The organism is Streptomyces sp. NPDC001709 (assembly GCF_053596375.1).
Genome location: NZ_JBSFGB010000009.1, coordinates 272,034 through 286,698 on the forward strand (window position 1 = coordinate 272,034; position 14,665 = coordinate 286,698).

Annotated in this window: 12 protein-coding genes and 2 pseudogenes; 4 read left to right on the forward strand and 10 right to left on the reverse strand. The window is 68.9% G+C overall.

Translation table 11 applies throughout. The annotated features are described in order from the left end of the window. Positions 1-152: 152 nt before the first annotated feature. Positions 153-1,763 (forward strand): peptide-N4-asparagine amidase, encoded by a 1,611-nt coding sequence (locus tag ACWC0C_RS17135; protein WP_450864674.1) that lies wholly within the window; start codon positions 153-155, stop codon positions 1,761-1,763. Positions 1,764-2,047: 284 nt separating this feature from the next. Here ACWC0C_RS17135 and ACWC0C_RS17140 read toward each other — a convergent pair whose 3' ends face one another. After that, positions 2,048-2,497, reverse strand: a complete 450-nt coding sequence (locus ACWC0C_RS17140) for a MarR family winged helix-turn-helix transcriptional regulator (protein ID WP_449195549.1) — start codon at positions 2,495-2,497, stop codon at positions 2,048-2,050. Between the two features lie 114 nt (positions 2,498-2,611). On the opposite strand from ACWC0C_RS17140, the gene ACWC0C_RS17145 reads away from it, so the two are divergent. Beyond that, positions 2,612-4,414, forward strand: coding sequence for an ABC transporter ATP-binding protein (locus tag ACWC0C_RS17145; protein WP_449195550.1), 1,803 nt, complete (start codon positions 2,612-2,614; stop codon positions 4,412-4,414). A 111-nt stretch (positions 4,415-4,525) separates the two neighbouring features. Further along, positions 4,526-5,488 (forward strand): endolytic transglycosylase MltG, encoded by a 963-nt coding sequence (mltG, locus tag ACWC0C_RS17150; protein WP_450864675.1) that lies wholly within the window; start codon positions 4,526-4,528, stop codon positions 5,486-5,488. A gap of 12 nt (positions 5,489-5,500) precedes the next feature. On the opposite strand, the gene ACWC0C_RS17155 is transcribed toward mltG, so the two are convergent. The 6 genes and pseudogenes from ACWC0C_RS17155 to ACWC0C_RS17180 form a co-directional block, all read right to left on the reverse strand. Beyond that, a complete protein-coding gene (locus ACWC0C_RS17155) occupies positions 5,501-6,580 on the reverse strand; it encodes an NAD(P)-binding domain-containing protein (protein ID WP_450864676.1) in 1,080 nt (359 codons plus the stop codon). A 7-nt stretch (positions 6,581-6,587) separates the two neighbouring features. Next, positions 6,588-7,167, reverse strand: a pseudogene (locus tag ACWC0C_RS17160) (LLM class flavin-dependent oxidoreductase). A 39-nt stretch (positions 7,168-7,206) separates the two neighbouring features. Next, on the reverse strand, positions 7,207-7,353 hold the full coding sequence (locus ACWC0C_RS17165; protein WP_450864691.1) for a hypothetical protein: 147 nt from the start codon (positions 7,351-7,353) through the stop codon (positions 7,207-7,209). Positions 7,354-7,358: 5 nt separating this feature from the next. Next, positions 7,359-8,096, reverse strand: coding sequence for an ABC transporter ATP-binding protein (locus ACWC0C_RS17170; protein WP_450864677.1), 738 nt, complete (start codon positions 8,094-8,096; stop codon positions 7,359-7,361). Continuing rightward, a pseudogene (locus ACWC0C_RS17175) lies at positions 8,069-8,389 on the reverse strand (ABC transporter permease); the annotation flags it as partial. The gene ACWC0C_RS17170 and the pseudogene ACWC0C_RS17175, both read right to left, overlap by 28 nt. Positions 8,390-8,548: 159 nt before the next feature. Next, complete coding sequence (locus ACWC0C_RS17180) at positions 8,549-8,632, reverse strand: putative leader peptide (RefSeq protein ID WP_449195568.1); 84 nt, start codon at positions 8,630-8,632, stop codon at positions 8,549-8,551. A gap of 122 nt (positions 8,633-8,754) precedes the next feature. Here ACWC0C_RS17180 and ACWC0C_RS17185 point away from each other — a divergent pair, with 122 nt between their 5' ends. Further along, the gene (locus ACWC0C_RS17185; RefSeq protein WP_450864678.1) at positions 8,755-9,177 is read left to right on the forward strand and encodes a YjbQ family protein; all 423 of its coding nucleotides are present in this window, start codon (positions 8,755-8,757) and stop codon (positions 9,175-9,177) included. Positions 9,178-9,473: 296 nt separating this feature from the next. Here the strand turns inward: ACWC0C_RS17185 and ACWC0C_RS17190 are convergent, their stop codons facing one another. The 3 genes from ACWC0C_RS17190 to ACWC0C_RS17200 all read right to left on the reverse strand — a co-directional run. Then, positions 9,474-10,220 (reverse strand): aspartyl/asparaginyl beta-hydroxylase domain-containing protein, encoded by a 747-nt coding sequence (locus ACWC0C_RS17190; protein WP_450864679.1) that lies wholly within the window; start codon positions 10,218-10,220, stop codon positions 9,474-9,476. A gap of 108 nt (positions 10,221-10,328) precedes the next feature. Then, positions 10,329-11,627, reverse strand: coding sequence for a cation:proton antiporter (locus ACWC0C_RS17195; protein WP_450864680.1), 1,299 nt, complete (start codon positions 11,625-11,627; stop codon positions 10,329-10,331). After that, positions 11,624-14,665, reverse strand: a 3,042-nt coding sequence (locus ACWC0C_RS17200; protein ID WP_450864681.1) for a non-ribosomal peptide synthetase, incomplete at its 5' end; no start/stop codon positions are given. The genes ACWC0C_RS17195 and ACWC0C_RS17200, both read right to left, overlap by 4 nt.

Genomic DNA, 14,665 nt, shown 5'->3' on the forward strand with positions numbered 1-14,665 from the left:
CCAGCGCCCATCCGTGCCGCCTGGGGGTCCTCAGGCTTTTGAGGCACTGGCGGAGACACGGCTGCCCGCAGCTGCGCGTGCCCGAAGCCTGATCGCGCCGTTTCCTCGAGGCCTCATTGCGAGCCGTCCCCCGCTCCCGTAGAACACCGGCCATGAGAAGACGGATAGTCATGTCCATGCTCGCCGGGGCGACTCTCTTGGTGAGCGCGCTCTTCGGTACTGGAGCCGCTGCCGCCCAAGCGGCCGACGTCCCGGCCGAGTTCGGTACCGACTGGCACGACCCGGTCACCGCGGCGCCGCCCGTCGACCGGCCGGACACGAAGTCGTGCCAGGTCACCCTCGCCGACGCTCAGTTCCGCGACTTCACGCCCTACCGAGGCGCGTACGCCCCGCCCCAGGGCTGCGGCGACCACTGGGGCAAGGTGGTCCTGCGGCTCGACGGCAAGGTGAAGGGCCGTCAGTACGACCGCCTCGGCTATCTGCACGTCGGTGGGGTCGAGATCCTGCGCACATCCACCCCGGAACCCTCGCCCGACGGCATCGAATGGCATGTCCAGAAGGACGTCACCCGCTACAGCGACACCTTCCGCAGCCCGCAGGACGTCGAGATGCTGATCGGCAACGTCGTGGACGACACCTACACCGGCGTCATCGACGTCCACGTCACTCTGACCTTCTACGCCGGCCGACCCGCGGAGCGGACCCCCGACCGCGTGCTCACCCTGGCCGACACGCCCGACGGCGCGACCCTCACCACCCCGCGCAACAGCGAGCGGATCGTCGCCGAGGTGTATGCGACCGGTTCGGGCGGCGGCTGCGAGGAGTTCTGGTATCTGACCGTGGCCGACCCGGCGTCGTACTCCTGCAAGGCCGATCACGGCCCCTACCGCGAGGTGCAGATCAAGGTCGACGGTCAACTCGCCGGTATCGCGGCGCCGTTCCCGAACGTCTGGACCGGCGGCTGGTCCAACCCCTTCCTGTGGTACGTCGTTCCGGCGCCGGGCGCCTTCGACGTCCGGCCGATCGAATACGATCTCACGCCCTTCGCCGGCCTGCTCGACGACGGGCGTCCGCACCGCGTCGAGGTCTCCGTCGTCGGTGTGCCCGCGGGCCAGTCGGGCTGGAGTGCGCCGGTGAACGTCCTGGTCTGGCAGGACGCACACCGTGCCCAGGTCACGGGAGCGCTGACCGCGGACAAGGCGACGGACATCGCCAACTCCTCCACCTACACGCCCGGTTCGGAGAACCGCGTGAACACCGAGGCCGGACACCGGCTCACCGTGTCCGGATACCTCGACACCTCGCACGGCCGGGTGACCACCACCGTCACCCGGACACTCGCCAACACCTCCGTCCATCGCTGGACCGACGGCGAGAACACGGACGGACTGGACGCGACCTGGTCCGACGACGAGACGGTCACCGCCGGCGGCCACGGTCCCGCGCGCACGACGCAGACGCATCGGACGTACACCATGAACGGCGCCACGACCGTCGGCACGGACAACCGGCTGCGCACCGTGCTGACGCTCGGCGACCGCGCGTCGCTCGTGGAACTGCGTGACGGCCGGCGCACCGCCTGGTCACGGCTCGACGACACCTACAGCGGCGACGCGGCGTACACGATCAACGTCCCGCGCGACCAGCGGCACGCGGTCGGCACGTCGAGCGAGCGGTATCGGCTGTACGGCTCCGGCGGCTGCTACGACCGTTCGCTGACCACGGTTCAGGGGATGCTGACGGAGGATCGTCGGCACTGTTGAGCGCGGCGATGTGCGACGACGTGGAGTGCGCCACGCGCAGGGTGATTTACCTCGCTGTGACACGGGCGTCTCCGTGGGGATCGACAACGCCCCGCCTGCGCTTTCGTGCTCGGCATCGTCGTCGGGAAGCCGTGGCCGGAGTCGGCCACGGCTTTCCAGCCGCTCGGCGACGGTGCTGACGGTATGCCGACGGGCCGTGCACCGAAGCCGGTGCGCGGCCCTCGTTCCTGTGAGTCGGGCTCGGTTTGCGGGCCTTGCTGCGCATCGGAGTCGGTGCGCCCTGCTCAGCAGCGCTGGCCGCCGTCCCCCTCGATCAGGGTGTCCAGCAGTACGCCGAGCACCTGGCGCTCCTTCTCCGTCAGCGGGGCGAGGATCTCCTCGGCCGCCGAGCGGCGGGCGCCGCGCAGCTCGCCCAGGGTCGTACGCCCCTCGTCCGTCAGCTCGATCCGGGTCACGCGCCGGTTCGCCGGATCTGCCACCCGCCGCACCTTCCCGTTCGCCTCCAGCCCGTCGACCAGGGTCGTCACCGCGCGCGGCACCACTTCGAGGCGCGCGGCGAGGTCCGCCATGCGCGGGGGCGAGGCGTAGTGCGCGAGGGTGCGCAGCAGCCTGGACTGAGCCGGGGTGACGCCCAGGTCGTGCTGTTCCAGATGGCGCTTCTGGATGCGGTGCACCCGGCGGGTCAGCCTCAGCAACTGCTCGGCGAGCAGGCCGTCGGGATCGGGGGTGGTCATGCGGGAACAATATCAGGATGCCGTTCATTGTGAGTATAGGTAACAATGAGCTACGATCCGTTCGTCATCGTCGGCCGACCTCCGGTCGACGCCCGTTCACCTCCGTAGGAGCCCATGCATCCCGACCGTGAAACGTCATGGACACCACCTGCCGACGCCAAGGAACAGCCCCGGCAGGTGCGTCGCATCCTGAAGCTCTTCCGTCCCTACCGCGGGCGGCTCGCGATCGTCGGCCTGCTGGTCGGCGCCTCCTCACTGGTCTCCGTGGCCACGCCTTTCCTGCTCAAGGAGACCCTGGACGTCGCGATCCCCCAGGGCCGCACCGGCCTGCTGAGCCTGCTCGCGCTCGGCATGATCCTCAGCGCGGTCCTCTCCAGCGTCTTCGGCGTGCTCCAGACGCTGATCTCGACCACCGTCGGCCAGCGCGTCATGCACGACCTGCGCACCTCCGTCTACGGCCGCCTGCAGCGCATGTCGCTCGCCTTCTTCACGCGCACGCGTACCGGCGAGGTGCAGTCCCGGATCGCCAACGACATCGGCGGTATGCAGGCCACCGTCACCTCCACCGCCACCTCCCTGGTCTCCAACACCACCAGCGTCGTCGCCACGATCGTCGCGATGGTCGCCCTCGACTGGCGGCTCACGGTCGTCTCACTGCTTCTGCTGCCGGTGTTCGTGTGGATCAGCCGCCGTGTCGGCAACGAACGCAAGAAGATCACCACACAGCGGCAGAAGCAGATGGCGGCGATGGCGGCCACCGTCACCGAGTCGCTCTCGGTCAGCGGCATCCTGCTCGGCCGCACCATGGGCCGCTCCGACTCGCTCACCACGTCCTTCGCCGAGGAGTCCGAGCGCCTGGTCGACCTGGAAGTGAAAGCGAACATGGCCGGGCGCTGGCGCATGGCCGTGATCACGATCGTCATGGCCGCGATGCCCGCCGTCATCTACTGGACGGCCGGCGTGGCCCTGCAACTCGGCGGCCCCAAGGTCTCGCTCGGCACCATCGTCGCCTTCGTCTCGCTCCAGCAGGGGCTGTTCCGCCCGGCCGTGAGCCTCCTGGCGACCGGCGTCCAGATCCAGACCTCCCTCGCCCTCTTCCAGCGCATCTTCGAGTACCTGGACCTGCCGATCGACATCACCGAGCGCGAGCGCCCGGTCCACCTCGACCAGATCAAGGGCGAAGTCCGCTTCGAGGAAGTCGAGTTCCGCTACGACGACAAGGGCGGGCCCGTCCTCGACGGCATCGACGTCACCGTTCCCGCGGGCGGCAGTCTCGCCGTCGTCGGCCCGACCGGTGCCGGCAAGTCCACGCTCGGCTATCTGGTGCCCCGTCTCTACGACGTCACCGGCGGTCGCGTCACTCTGGACGGGGTCGACGTCCGGGACCTCGACTTCGACACCCTCGCCCGCGCGGTCGGCGTCGTCTCGCAGGAGACGTACCTCTTCCACGCCTCCGTCGCCGACAACCTCCGCTTCGCCAAGCCGGACGCCACCGACGAGGAACTGCGCGCGGCGGCCAGGGCGGCGCAGATACACGACCACATAGCCGCACTGCCCGACGGCTACGACACCATCGTCGGCGAACGCGGCCACCGCTTCTCCGGTGGCGAGAAGCAGCGGCTCGCGATAGCCCGCACCATCCTGCGCGATCCGCCGGTCCTCATCCTCGACGAGGCGACGAGTGCGCTCGACACGCGTACGGAGGCCGCCGTCCAGGAGGCGATCGACGCCCTGTCGGCCGACCGGACGACGATCACCATCGCCCATCGTCTGTCCACGATCCGCGGCGCCGACCAGATCGTGGTCCTCGACTCCGGACGGGCCGCCGAACGCGGCAGCCACGAGGAACTGCTGGAACTGGACAGGCGGTACGCGGCCCTGGTGCGCCGGGACGCGCAGCTGGAACCGACGAGCTGAACGCGACCGCACCGCGCGAGCGGAAGGCGGCCGGACCGGACCAGCTGACGCAGCGATCGACAAACTGAACATATGCCGGGTTCAGGGTGATTTGCGTATTACCGTGCCCGCATGCAGACGAAAATTCCGCCGCGGAGCAGGATGCGACTGACACGCCGGGGCAGACTGGTCCTCGTCGTGGCCGGCGCCGTCGTGGCCGGCACTGCCGTGGTGGTGCCGCTGCTGACGCTGGACACCGGCCCCGAGGAGACACGGCCCGCCGCGCTGGTCGTGCCGGAGGGCTGGCGCGCGACTCAGGTGTACGACGCGATCGACAAGGCCCTCAAGCTGCCTCCGGGCAGCACGCGCAAGTCCATCGGAAGGGCCGGTCTGAAGTTGCCGAGCGAAGCCGGGGGCAATCCGGAGGGCTATCTCTTCCCGGCGACGTATGCCGTCCAGAAGGGAGCGACTCCCGAGTCCCTGCTGCGCTCCATGGTCGACACCGCCAACAGCATGATGAACGCGGCGCCGATCTCGGCCGGGGCGCAGCGCAACGCGATGAACGTCTACCAGGCCGTCACCGTCGCCAGCATCATCCAGGCCGAGGCTCCGACGCGGGAGGACATGGGCAAGGTCGCCCGGGTCGTGTTCAACCGGCTGGAGCGCGGGATGCCCCTGCAGATGGACTCGACGATCAACTACGCGCTCAACCGCAGCACCGTTCGCAACCGCCAGGACGACACCCGCATCGAGAGCCCGTACAACTCCTACCAGCGCATGGGTCTGCCGCCGACGCCGATCGACAACCCCGGCGAGGAGGCGCTGCGTGCCGCGCTCAACCCGACGCCGGGCGACTGGCTGTACTTCGTCGCGGTCAAGCCGGGGGACACCCGCTTCACCTCCGACTACGCGACGCACATGCGCAATGTGGCGGACTTCAACGCCCTGCACCAGCACACGGGCCAGGGGCAGGGGCAGAGTCCGAGCCAGGGCCCGACCGGGTCTGCGGTCCCTTCTCAGGGCCCGGCCGGGCCCGCGGTTCCCCCTCAGAGTCCGGGCGGGTCCACGGTCTCCTCGCCGGGTTCGGTCCGCTGAGCCGGCGGGACGTCACGCGGCGACCGGCTGGTCCTCGGCCAGCAGTCGCCTGATGTCCCGGACGGCTGCGCGGCCGGCCCGGTTGGCGCCGATGGTGCTGGCCGAGGGGCCGTAGCCGACGAGGTGGACGCGTGGATCGGCCACCGCCCTGGTGCCTTCCACCCGGATTCCGCCCCCCGGCTCGCGCAGCCGCAGCGGACGGAGATGGTCCATTGCGGCCCGGAATCCGGTCGCCCAGAGGATCACATCGGCGGCCACCTGCCGTCCGTCGTTCCATGCCACCCCGTCGGGGGTGATCCGGTCGAACATCGGCTGCCGGTCCAGGACTCCGTCCGCGAGTCCCTGCCGGACGGCGTCGTTGAGGGGCAGCCCGGTGACCGAGACCACGCTGCGCGGCGGCAGCCCCTGACGTACGCGCTCCTCCACCAGCGCCACCGCCCCGCGGCCCGCCTCCTGGTCGAACGGCCCCTCGCGGAACACCGGAGGCCGCCGGGTGACCCAGGTGGTGGCGGCCGCGTACGGGGCCAGCTCCAGCAGATGCTGGGTGCCCGAGGCGCCGCCGCCGACGACCACGACCCGCTGCCCGGCGAACTCCTCCGGCCCGGCGTACTGCGCCGTGTGCAACTGGCGCCCGCGGAAGGTCTCCTGACCGGGATAGCGCGGCCAGAAAGGCCGGTCCCAGGTGCCGGTCGCGTTGATCAGCGCCCGTGTCGACCACGTGCCGTCCGAGGACTCCACGAGCAGCCGCCCGCCGTCCCCTTCCCGTACGGCCCGTACGTCGACGGGGCGTCGCACGCGCAGGTCGAAGGTGCGCTCGTACCGGTCGAAGTACGCACCGATCACCTCCGCCGAGGGCCGCGCGGGATCCGCGTCGGTGAGCTCCATGCCGGGCAGCGCGTGCATCCCGTGGACCTTGCCGTACGTCAGGGATGGCCACCGGAACTGCCAGGCGCCGCCCGGCGCGGGGGAGTGGTCGAGGACCACGAAGTCGCGGGCCGGCGCAAAGCCGGTGCGTCGCAGATGATAGGCGCTGGACAGGCCGGCCTGACCAGCGCCGATGACGACAACCTCGACGTCCCGCAATTCGTTCACGCTTCTACTAACGGTGATCCGGGCGTGGATCTTCCCGAGGGTGGCGCGTGCGGTCCCCGCGCAGGTTGGGGTGGATCTCCAGCCGGCCGCGGGAGGCGCCGTGCGGCTCCAGCATCCGCCCCTGCCTCACCGACTCACTGGGCCGCCCCAGGACGGCCCGCGTCGCGGCGATCGTGTCCGCGTCGAGGTCGTCGAGCAGCCCGTTCGCCGTCGCCCAGGCCTCGGCTGAGGAGTCCCGGGGGATCGTGTGCAGCCGGATCCCGAAGTGGACCGTGCGGCCCCCACGCGCGGACAGCGCCCGGACCCAGTCGATCTGCCCCTGCACCTGGACCGGCGGTTCGCCCCACGTCAGATACACATCCGCGTGCCGAGCGGCCGCCTTCCCGGCCGCCGCCGGTGACCACATTGAGCAGCAGCCGCCCCCGCGTCACCCGCTGATACGCGGCCGCCGTCTTTGCGGCCGGCGTCGGCGAGAGCCGCCCGGGCCGGAACGCCACCAGGATCTGCGTCGGATGCTCGATGTCCGGGGCCCGTACCCCGGCGGCCGGGCGGGCGCCGTTCGGGCCGTAGGCGTGCCGGTCCACCAGGGTGCGGCCGTCGTACCGTCATGCCGATCTCCTCCCTCCTCAGTCCTTGGCCGGGGTGGTCGACGGCGGCAGGTTGCCGTTGAACCGCGTGTCTACGAAGTCGCCGAAGTCGACCTTCTTCGGGATGAGCTTCAACTCGGCGGCAGGTGTCGACGATCTGCTGTGCGGGGTGTGCAGGAGTTCCAAGGGGCTCAGGCAGCCTCGGCGGCCGTGTCGACGCCGAGCCGTTCCAGCAGGCCGGCACAAAGGGCAGAGAAGCGCGGGTCGGTGATCCCGCGCGGCCGGTCGAGGTCGATCCGCTGCTTGTAGGCGATCCGGCCGCCGTCCATGACCAGGACGCGGTCGGCGAGCAGTACGGCCTCCTCGACGTCGTGTGTGACCAGCAGCACGGCGCAGCCACGGCGCTGCCACAACTCGCCCAGCAGCCGCTGAGCCTCGATCCGGGTGAACGCGTCGAGGGCGCCGAACGGCTCGTCGAGCAGCAGCAGATCGGGTTCGCGCACCAGAGCCCGGGTGAGTGAGGCGCGCTGAGCCTCGCCGCCGGAGAGGGTCTTCGGCCAGGCGCCGGTCCGGTGACCGAGGCCCACCTCGTCCAACGCCCGCTCGGCTACGGCGCGTTCGGGCCTGCCGGGCAGACCCAGCAGGACGTTGCGCCAGACCCTCTTCCAGGGCATCAGCCGGGGTGCCTGGAAGGCGACGGCCCTGCGGCGCGGGACCAGCGCGGTGCCCTTGATGTCGCGGTCGAGCCCGGCGAGGATGCGCAGCAGCGTCGACTTGCCGCAACCGCTGCGGCCCAGCAGGGCGACGAACTCGCCGGGGGCGATGTCGAGTCGGAGGTCGTCGATGACGGCACGGCCGTCGAAGGAGCGGGTCAGCCCCTCGACGTGGACCGCGTGCCCGGTCACCGGCCGGTGAACGTCGGTCGCCATTGCATCAGCAGCCTTTCGAGGGAGTGGACGATGAAGTCGGCGAGCAGGCCGAGGAAGGCGTAGACGATCAGGCAGACCACGATCACGTCGGTCTGCAGGAAGTTGCGCGCCTGCACCATCAGGAAGCCGATGCCGGCGTCTGCGTTGACCTGCTCGGCGAAGACCAGCGCGAGCCAGGCGATGCCGAGCGGGATGAGACCGACGAACGACACCGTCCGCAGCATCTGCACCGGCGCGTCCATCAGGTCCTCACCGATCCGGAACAGCCCCGGGACCAGGGCGAGTCCGGTGCCGAAGGGCGAGCAGCAGGATGGGGCCCGCGGTACGGCGCAGCCAACCGGGGGATGCGGGGGATGCGGCTCGGCTGCCGACACGTCATGCTCGCCTCAAAGGCGGGTCACGGACGCGACGGCAGAACCCGATAGAAAAGGAGAGAAGAACGGAGAAGGGCGTCAGCGGCCGGGGCGACACGCGGCGGAGGCCACCCGCAACAGGTCGATATGACCGCGCGTGGTGAGCAGGGCTGAACGCAACATGCCGCAGAACGTAGCCAGGTGGCCGCGCCACGGTCAACGCCGTCTCGGCTCGTGGACCGCCCGTCTCAGGTCGAGCTCGTGCCACAGAGTGTGAGACCCGGCGAATGGGTCAGGATGGGGGCATGCCAGATGCCTTCACCACCCGAATCCTGAATGTCTCCACCGGCTCCCGGGAACGCGTCGTCGACCTCACCGCCGACTGTGAGGACTTCCTGCGCGAGGCGGCGGCCGGCCGCGACGGACTGCTCAACATCTACGTCCCGCACGCGACCGCCGGGATCGCTGTCATCGAGACGGGCGCCGGCAGCGACGACGACCTCCTCGCTGCCCTGCACATCTTGCTCCCCGCCGACGACCGCTGGCAGCACCGCCACGGCAGCCCCGGCCACGGCCGCGACCACGTCCTCCCGGCGATTGTCCCGCCCCACGCGACCCTCCCGGTCATCGGCGGTCACTTGGAACTGGGCACCTGGCAGTCGGTCTGCCTGGTCGACACGAACAGGGATAATCCCAACCGCCAGGTACGGCTGAGCTTCCTCGGTTGATGCATGTGAGCTGCGCAAACCGCAGATCATCACCCTTGTGCGTGCCTAGACTTCACGGCTTGCGCGATGCGCTGGAGTGTCTGGAGGGGGACGTCGGCACCTTGCCCCGGTTCCGGGCACTGACCGGACGCAACCTCAACGTCCACCCCCAACACCAACTGCCCACCCCCGCCGACCGATCAACCTCGGACTCACCCGAACCGACACCACCTGACACCGCACACCCGCCACCGCATAGCGAAGAGGGCCGCCCGGCCCACGACCGGGCGGCCCTCGACAAGATCTTCAGCAGCCTTCTAGCCCATCAGCTTGCGGATCTCGGTGATGAGACCGACGAGGGCCTCACGCTCGGGGACAGTCGTTTCCGGGTGCCACAGGTCTACGAGGAGACAGGTGCGCGGCCTGACGCCGTTGTTCCACGCCTCGTGCACGAAGGAGTAGTCGAATAGCAGGCACTCGCCCTCCTGCCAGCGCCGAGTCTCGCCGGCGACCGTAATGCCACACCCCTCGGGGATGTCGACCGCGAGGTGCAGATTGATGCTGAAGTTCCACAGGTCGCAGTGCGGGGCGATCGAGGCACCGGGAAGCAGCGTCGAGAAGTGGCTCTCCAGGAGAGGGCAGAGCTTGCCCTGCTCGATGACCTCGCGGGTGAGGATGGTGTACGCGGTGGGCACCAGAGCGGCCGAGGACTCGACCGGCCCGCCGTCGCGGAAGAGGTACAGCGCCTGCCAGTTCTCCTGGCGGGTCAGATAGTGCTCGTAGTCGGAGAAGGCGCTCTTGCGATCGGACCACGCGTTCGCGAGCTCCTGCTTGATGGCGCCGTGTCCGGCTTCGAAGGCGCGGACAACGGGTTCGATCTCGGGGTGCTCGTAGGGGTCGTGCCAGGGCGTCTGGGAGATCCCGGGCATGATCCACTTGGCGTCCTTCTGCAGCGGATGGCGCTCCTGCCGCTTGGCGTACACCATCTCCTCGACGCGTGTGATGGAGCCGGCTCCGTGCCGGTCCTTCACGTCCTGGAAGATCTGATCTATTTCGGGTGTCATGTCTCGCTCCTTCTGGCCACGCAATCGCGGTGCGGAGGCCGAGTGCTCCAGAAGACGGCGGAGGCACCGGTGTCGTGCTTCACGCCGACTCCTCCGTCACCATGACGGTCATTTGGCTACGACTTCTCGTTGCTTTACGGGAGTTGCTCGCTGCTGGGCGGCAAAGCGGTCGATCAGGGTGAGTCCGGGTGCCGTCAGCACCGTGGTGACCAGCGTCATCACCACCAGCATGGCGAACACAGTGGGGGTGATGATCTTGAGCTCCAGTCCGACGCCGAGCACCACGAGCTCGGTCAGCCCCCGGCAGTTCATCAGGGCGCCGAGTGAGATCGACTCCTGCCAGCCAAGCCCGGTCAGCCGGGCCGCACCAGTGCTCCCTGCCCATTTGGTGACGGTCGCGACGGCGATGATGAGGGCGCACCAGCCCCACAGGGCGGGGTCCGCGCCGATCAGTCGGAAGTCGGTCTGCAATCCGGAGTAGGCGAAGAACAACGGCAGCAGAAGCACCACGGTGACGCCCCGCACCTGTTCCACGGCTGCCGTCTGTGCCGCGCCGCGCGGAACGATGACGCCGAACAGGAAGGCCCCGAAGATCGGGTGGATGCCGATCCAGTCAGTGGCGAACGATGCCAGCAAGATCCCTGCGAGGAGCACGAGCAGGAGTGCTGATTCTCCGCCCAGCCGATCCGCGTGACGCTCGGCCAGCCGGGCCAGCAAGGGACGCAGCCCGTACAGCATCACGGAGACGAACACAGCGGTCAGGGCGACAGTGGTGAGCACTGAGGTCCAGGAGGTGCCCCGTCCCAGCGCTGTCGCCAGGGCGAGCAGACACCAGGCGGTGATGTCGTCGACGGCTGCGCACGTGAGGGCGAGTGCACCTACGGGAGTTCGGTCGATCTTCCGGTCCGTGAGGATCCGTGCGAGCACCGGGAACGCGGTGATGCTCATGGACACGGCGATGAAGAGCGCGAATGCCGGGAACCCGATACCGGGGTCGGCGAATCGCCCATACATCACGAATGCGAGGAGAATCCCGCCGATCATGGGCACGGCCACGCTTACGTGGCTGACCAACGCCGCGACTTTGGCGCGACCACGGACGTGGCCCACGTTCAACTCGTACCCGACCAGGAACATGAAGAGGGCCAGGCCGACCTGAGCCAGTGCGTTGATCACAGGCAGCAGGTCCCCGGGAAAGAGCCACCGTTGCCCTGAGGGCCAGACGGCTCCGAGCAGTGAAGGGCCCAGCGCTATACCGGTCAAGATCTCACCGATCACCGGAGGCTGCCCCAGCCGCTGGCAGAGACGGCCCGCGACATGGCCGCCGACCATGATCAGGGCAAGCATCAAGAAGAGATGGGACATTCGAGATACGGCCGGCAGACCAATAGCGAGCTCAGTCATCATCGGCTGCCCACCCGAGCGATGCCCTGCCATATTTCGGCTAGCGAGTCCGGGCGAGCCATCTCCGCATGACTGCAAGCGATGCGCGCGACTTCGAGTCGGCCTGATATGTGTTCCTTCCACACAGTCGCAGCGCACACGTCAGTGGGCTTTCCATGTTCCGCCTCGTAGAATTGGACATCCCCATCGAATTCCCCGGGAATGTGCTCCGTCATGATCCGGTGATTGTTCCTGTATATCGCGGCGATTTCTGCGAGATGCCGCTCGGCGAGTTCGGTGAACAGGCTGCGGTCCCGGCGCAGTGCCGCCACGATCCCTGTCATCGTGAGTGGCTCCTCGCCGTTCTCGGCCTGCACTCCAAAGAATTCGGCCAGTCCCGCCGCTACGTCCTCCTCTGTGATCGGGAGCGGCGTCGCGGTCTCGTGCGCGGGGTAGGAGTCCAGCAACGCGAGGGTCTCTACCTGCTCGCCTTGTGCCCGTAGCTGGACGGACATCTCATGGGCGACGACACCGCCGAAGGACCAACCCATCAGGTGGTACGGACCCGATTCCTGTACAGCACGGATCTGCCGGACGTAGTCAGCTGCCATCTCCTGTATCGAATCCGGGAGCGCGTCCTTGCCGTCCAGACCTCGCGCCTGGAGGGCATAAACGGAGTGTTCCGGGGAGGCGATTCCAGCCAATGGCGCATAGCACCAGCCGATACCGCTCACGGGGTGGACGCAGAAGATTGCCGAGCTGCCTCCCTGGCTCTTGATGGGCAGGAGGACGTCGAACGCCTCACCGGCCGAAGATCGGCCCAGCTGTTCAGTAAGAGTGGCAACGGTGGGCGCGGCGAAGAGAGCTCGAATGGCGAGCTCGTCGCCAAGGACATCCCGGATGCGGCTGATCAGCTGAACTGCCAGCAGGGAGTGGCCGCCCAACTCGAAGAAGTTGTCGTCGATTCCGACCGCGGGCACGCCCAGGACCTCCGCGAACAGCCCGCACAGGATTTCCTCCCGTGGGTTCCGCGGACCGCGCCCGGCCGCGTCCGCTTCGTACACGGGCGCCGGCAGAGCCCGCCGGTCCAGCTTGCCGTTGGCGGTCAGCGGGAGCCGGTCGAGCACCACGAACGCGGAGGGAACCATGTACTCCGGCAGCAGACCGGCCGTATACGCGCGCAGCGCCTCGGTGTCCACTGTGTCGGTGCCGGCCTCGGCGACCACATAGGCCACCAGGCGCTTGTCGCCCGGCTGGTCCTCGCGGGCCACGACCGCGACCTGCGCCAGCCCCGCAAAACGCCCCAGTACGGCTTCGATCTCGCCGAGTTCGATGCGGAAGCCGCGGATCTTGACCTGGTCGTCGACCCGGCCCACGAACTCCAGCAGCCCCTTATCGGACCAGCGAGCCAGGTCGCCGGTGCGGTACATGCGGCTGCCGGCCGGGCCGAAGGGGTCGGCCACGAACCGCTCCGCCGTCAGACCCGCACGCCCGAAGTACCCCCGGGCCAACCCCGCACCCGCGATGTACAGCTCCCCGGCGACCCCTGCCGGAACCGGCTGCAGATTGCCGTCCAGGATGTAGGTCTGCGTGTTGTGCAGCGGGCGGCCGATCGACGGCGCTCCCGTGATGGGGGCGTCCGTGGACCAAACAGTGGCGTACACCGTTGCCTCGGTCGGGCCGTAAATGTTGTAGACGCGGCCGGCTCGGAGTTCGTCCTTGACCTCGGCGGCGGCCTGGGCGGTCAGGGCCTCGCCGCAGAACACCACGGTTTCCGCCGTGGTGCGTACGTCGTCCCGGGACACGATCCGGGTAAGCGCGGACGGAACCCCACTCACCAGGACCGGCGAACGGTCGTCAGCGTTGCGGTCGCCCAGGGCCAGCAGGTCACGCAGCACCTCGATGCGACCACCGGTCAGCAGCGGGCCGAACATCTCGAACACGGAGACGTCGAAATTGAGTGACGTGGTGAACAGGACGTGGGCCAGGGGCCGTTCACCGAACTCGTCACGGGCCCAGGCGACCAGGTTGGCCACGTTGGCATGGGTGACGACGACGCCCTTGGGGCGGCCGGTGGAGCCCGAGGTGTAGATGATGTACGCCGGGTGCAGCGGTTGCAGCACGCTGATCCGGTCACGGTCGGTCGGATCGGTGGCAGGCCGGCTTTCCAGGGCGGCGACAACCTCGGGAGCGTCCAGGACCAGGCGCGGAGTCCGGGAGCCGTCCGGGAGCATCCGCTCGGTCTCCTCGACGGTGAGGACGAGCGCTGGATCGGCATCCTGCAGCAGGTAGGCGATCCGGTCCGCCGGGTACGTGGGGTCGACGGGCAGATAGGCAGCTCCCGCCTTGAGTACGGCGAGCAGCGCCACCATGGTCTGCGCGGTACGCGGCAGAGCGAGAGCGACGAACTGTTCGGGGCCGACCCCGTGCGCGATCAGGTGGTGGGCCAGGCGGTTGGCCCGCTCGTTCAGTTCGCCGTAGCTCAGATCGGTGTCCGAGGCCAGGACTGCCGGGCGCTCTGGTGTCAGGGCAACCTGCGACTGGAAGAGCGTGGGAAGAGTCGCGTCGGTCGGCTCGGCCCCGGTGTCGTTCCACTCCCTCAGGATCTGCCGTTGCTCCCGCGCGGAAAGGATCTCGATCCGGCCGAGCGGCCCGTCCGGATCCGCGACCGCCGCTTCCACCACTCGCACCAGCCGGGTCACGAGGGCTTCGACGCTCTCCTGGTCGAACAGGTCGGTGCTGTAGTGCAGCAGGCCGCCGATTCCGGCCGGACGGCTGTCGATCCCGTACTGCTCGGTGAAGTTGAAGCCCAGGTCGAACCTGCTGAACTCGAACGGGACCGACTCCTGAGCCACTGTCAGGCCGGGCAGTTTCAGCGCACTGCCGCCGGTGGCGTCCACGCCGAAGATGACCTGGAACAAGGGGTGGCGGGCCAGCGACCGCTGGGGGTTGATCGCCTCCACCAGCCGTTCGAACGGTACGTCCTGGTGGGAGTACGCGGCCAGGTCGGTCTCCCGGGTCCGGGCGAGCAGTTCCCGGAACGTCGGGTTGCCCGAGGTGTC

What these genes read in the sequence shown, in the direction of transcription:
- ACWC0C_RS17140 (WP_449195549.1), bottom strand. Translation starts at nt 2,497, where the DNA reads ATGACCACCCCCGATCCCGACGGCCTGCTCGCCGAGCAGTTGCTGAGG.
- ACWC0C_RS17180 (WP_449195568.1), bottom strand. Translation starts at nt 8,632, where the DNA reads ATGTTGCGTTCAGCCCTGCTCACCACGCGCGGTCATATCGACCTGTTG.
- ACWC0C_RS17170 (WP_450864677.1), bottom strand. Translation starts at nt 8,096, where the DNA reads ATGGCGACCGACGTTCACCGGCCGGTGACCGGGCACGCGGTCCACGTC.
- mltG (WP_450864675.1), top strand. Translation starts at nt 4,526, where the DNA reads ATGCAGACGAAAATTCCGCCGCGGAGCAGGATGCGACTGACACGCCGG.
- ACWC0C_RS17135 (WP_450864674.1), top strand. Translation starts at nt 153, where the DNA reads ATGAGAAGACGGATAGTCATGTCCATGCTCGCCGGGGCGACTCTCTTG.
- ACWC0C_RS17195 (WP_450864680.1), bottom strand. Translation starts at nt 11,627, where the DNA reads ATGATGACTGAGCTCGCTATTGGTCTGCCGGCCGTATCTCGAATGTCC.
- ACWC0C_RS17145 (WP_449195550.1), top strand. Translation starts at nt 2,612, where the DNA reads ATGCATCCCGACCGTGAAACGTCATGGACACCACCTGCCGACGCCAAG.
- ACWC0C_RS17190 (WP_450864679.1), bottom strand. Translation starts at nt 10,220, where the DNA reads ATGACACCCGAAATAGATCAGATCTTCCAGGACGTGAAGGACCGGCAC.
- ACWC0C_RS17185 (WP_450864678.1), top strand. Translation starts at nt 8,755, where the DNA reads ATGCCAGATGCCTTCACCACCCGAATCCTGAATGTCTCCACCGGCTCC.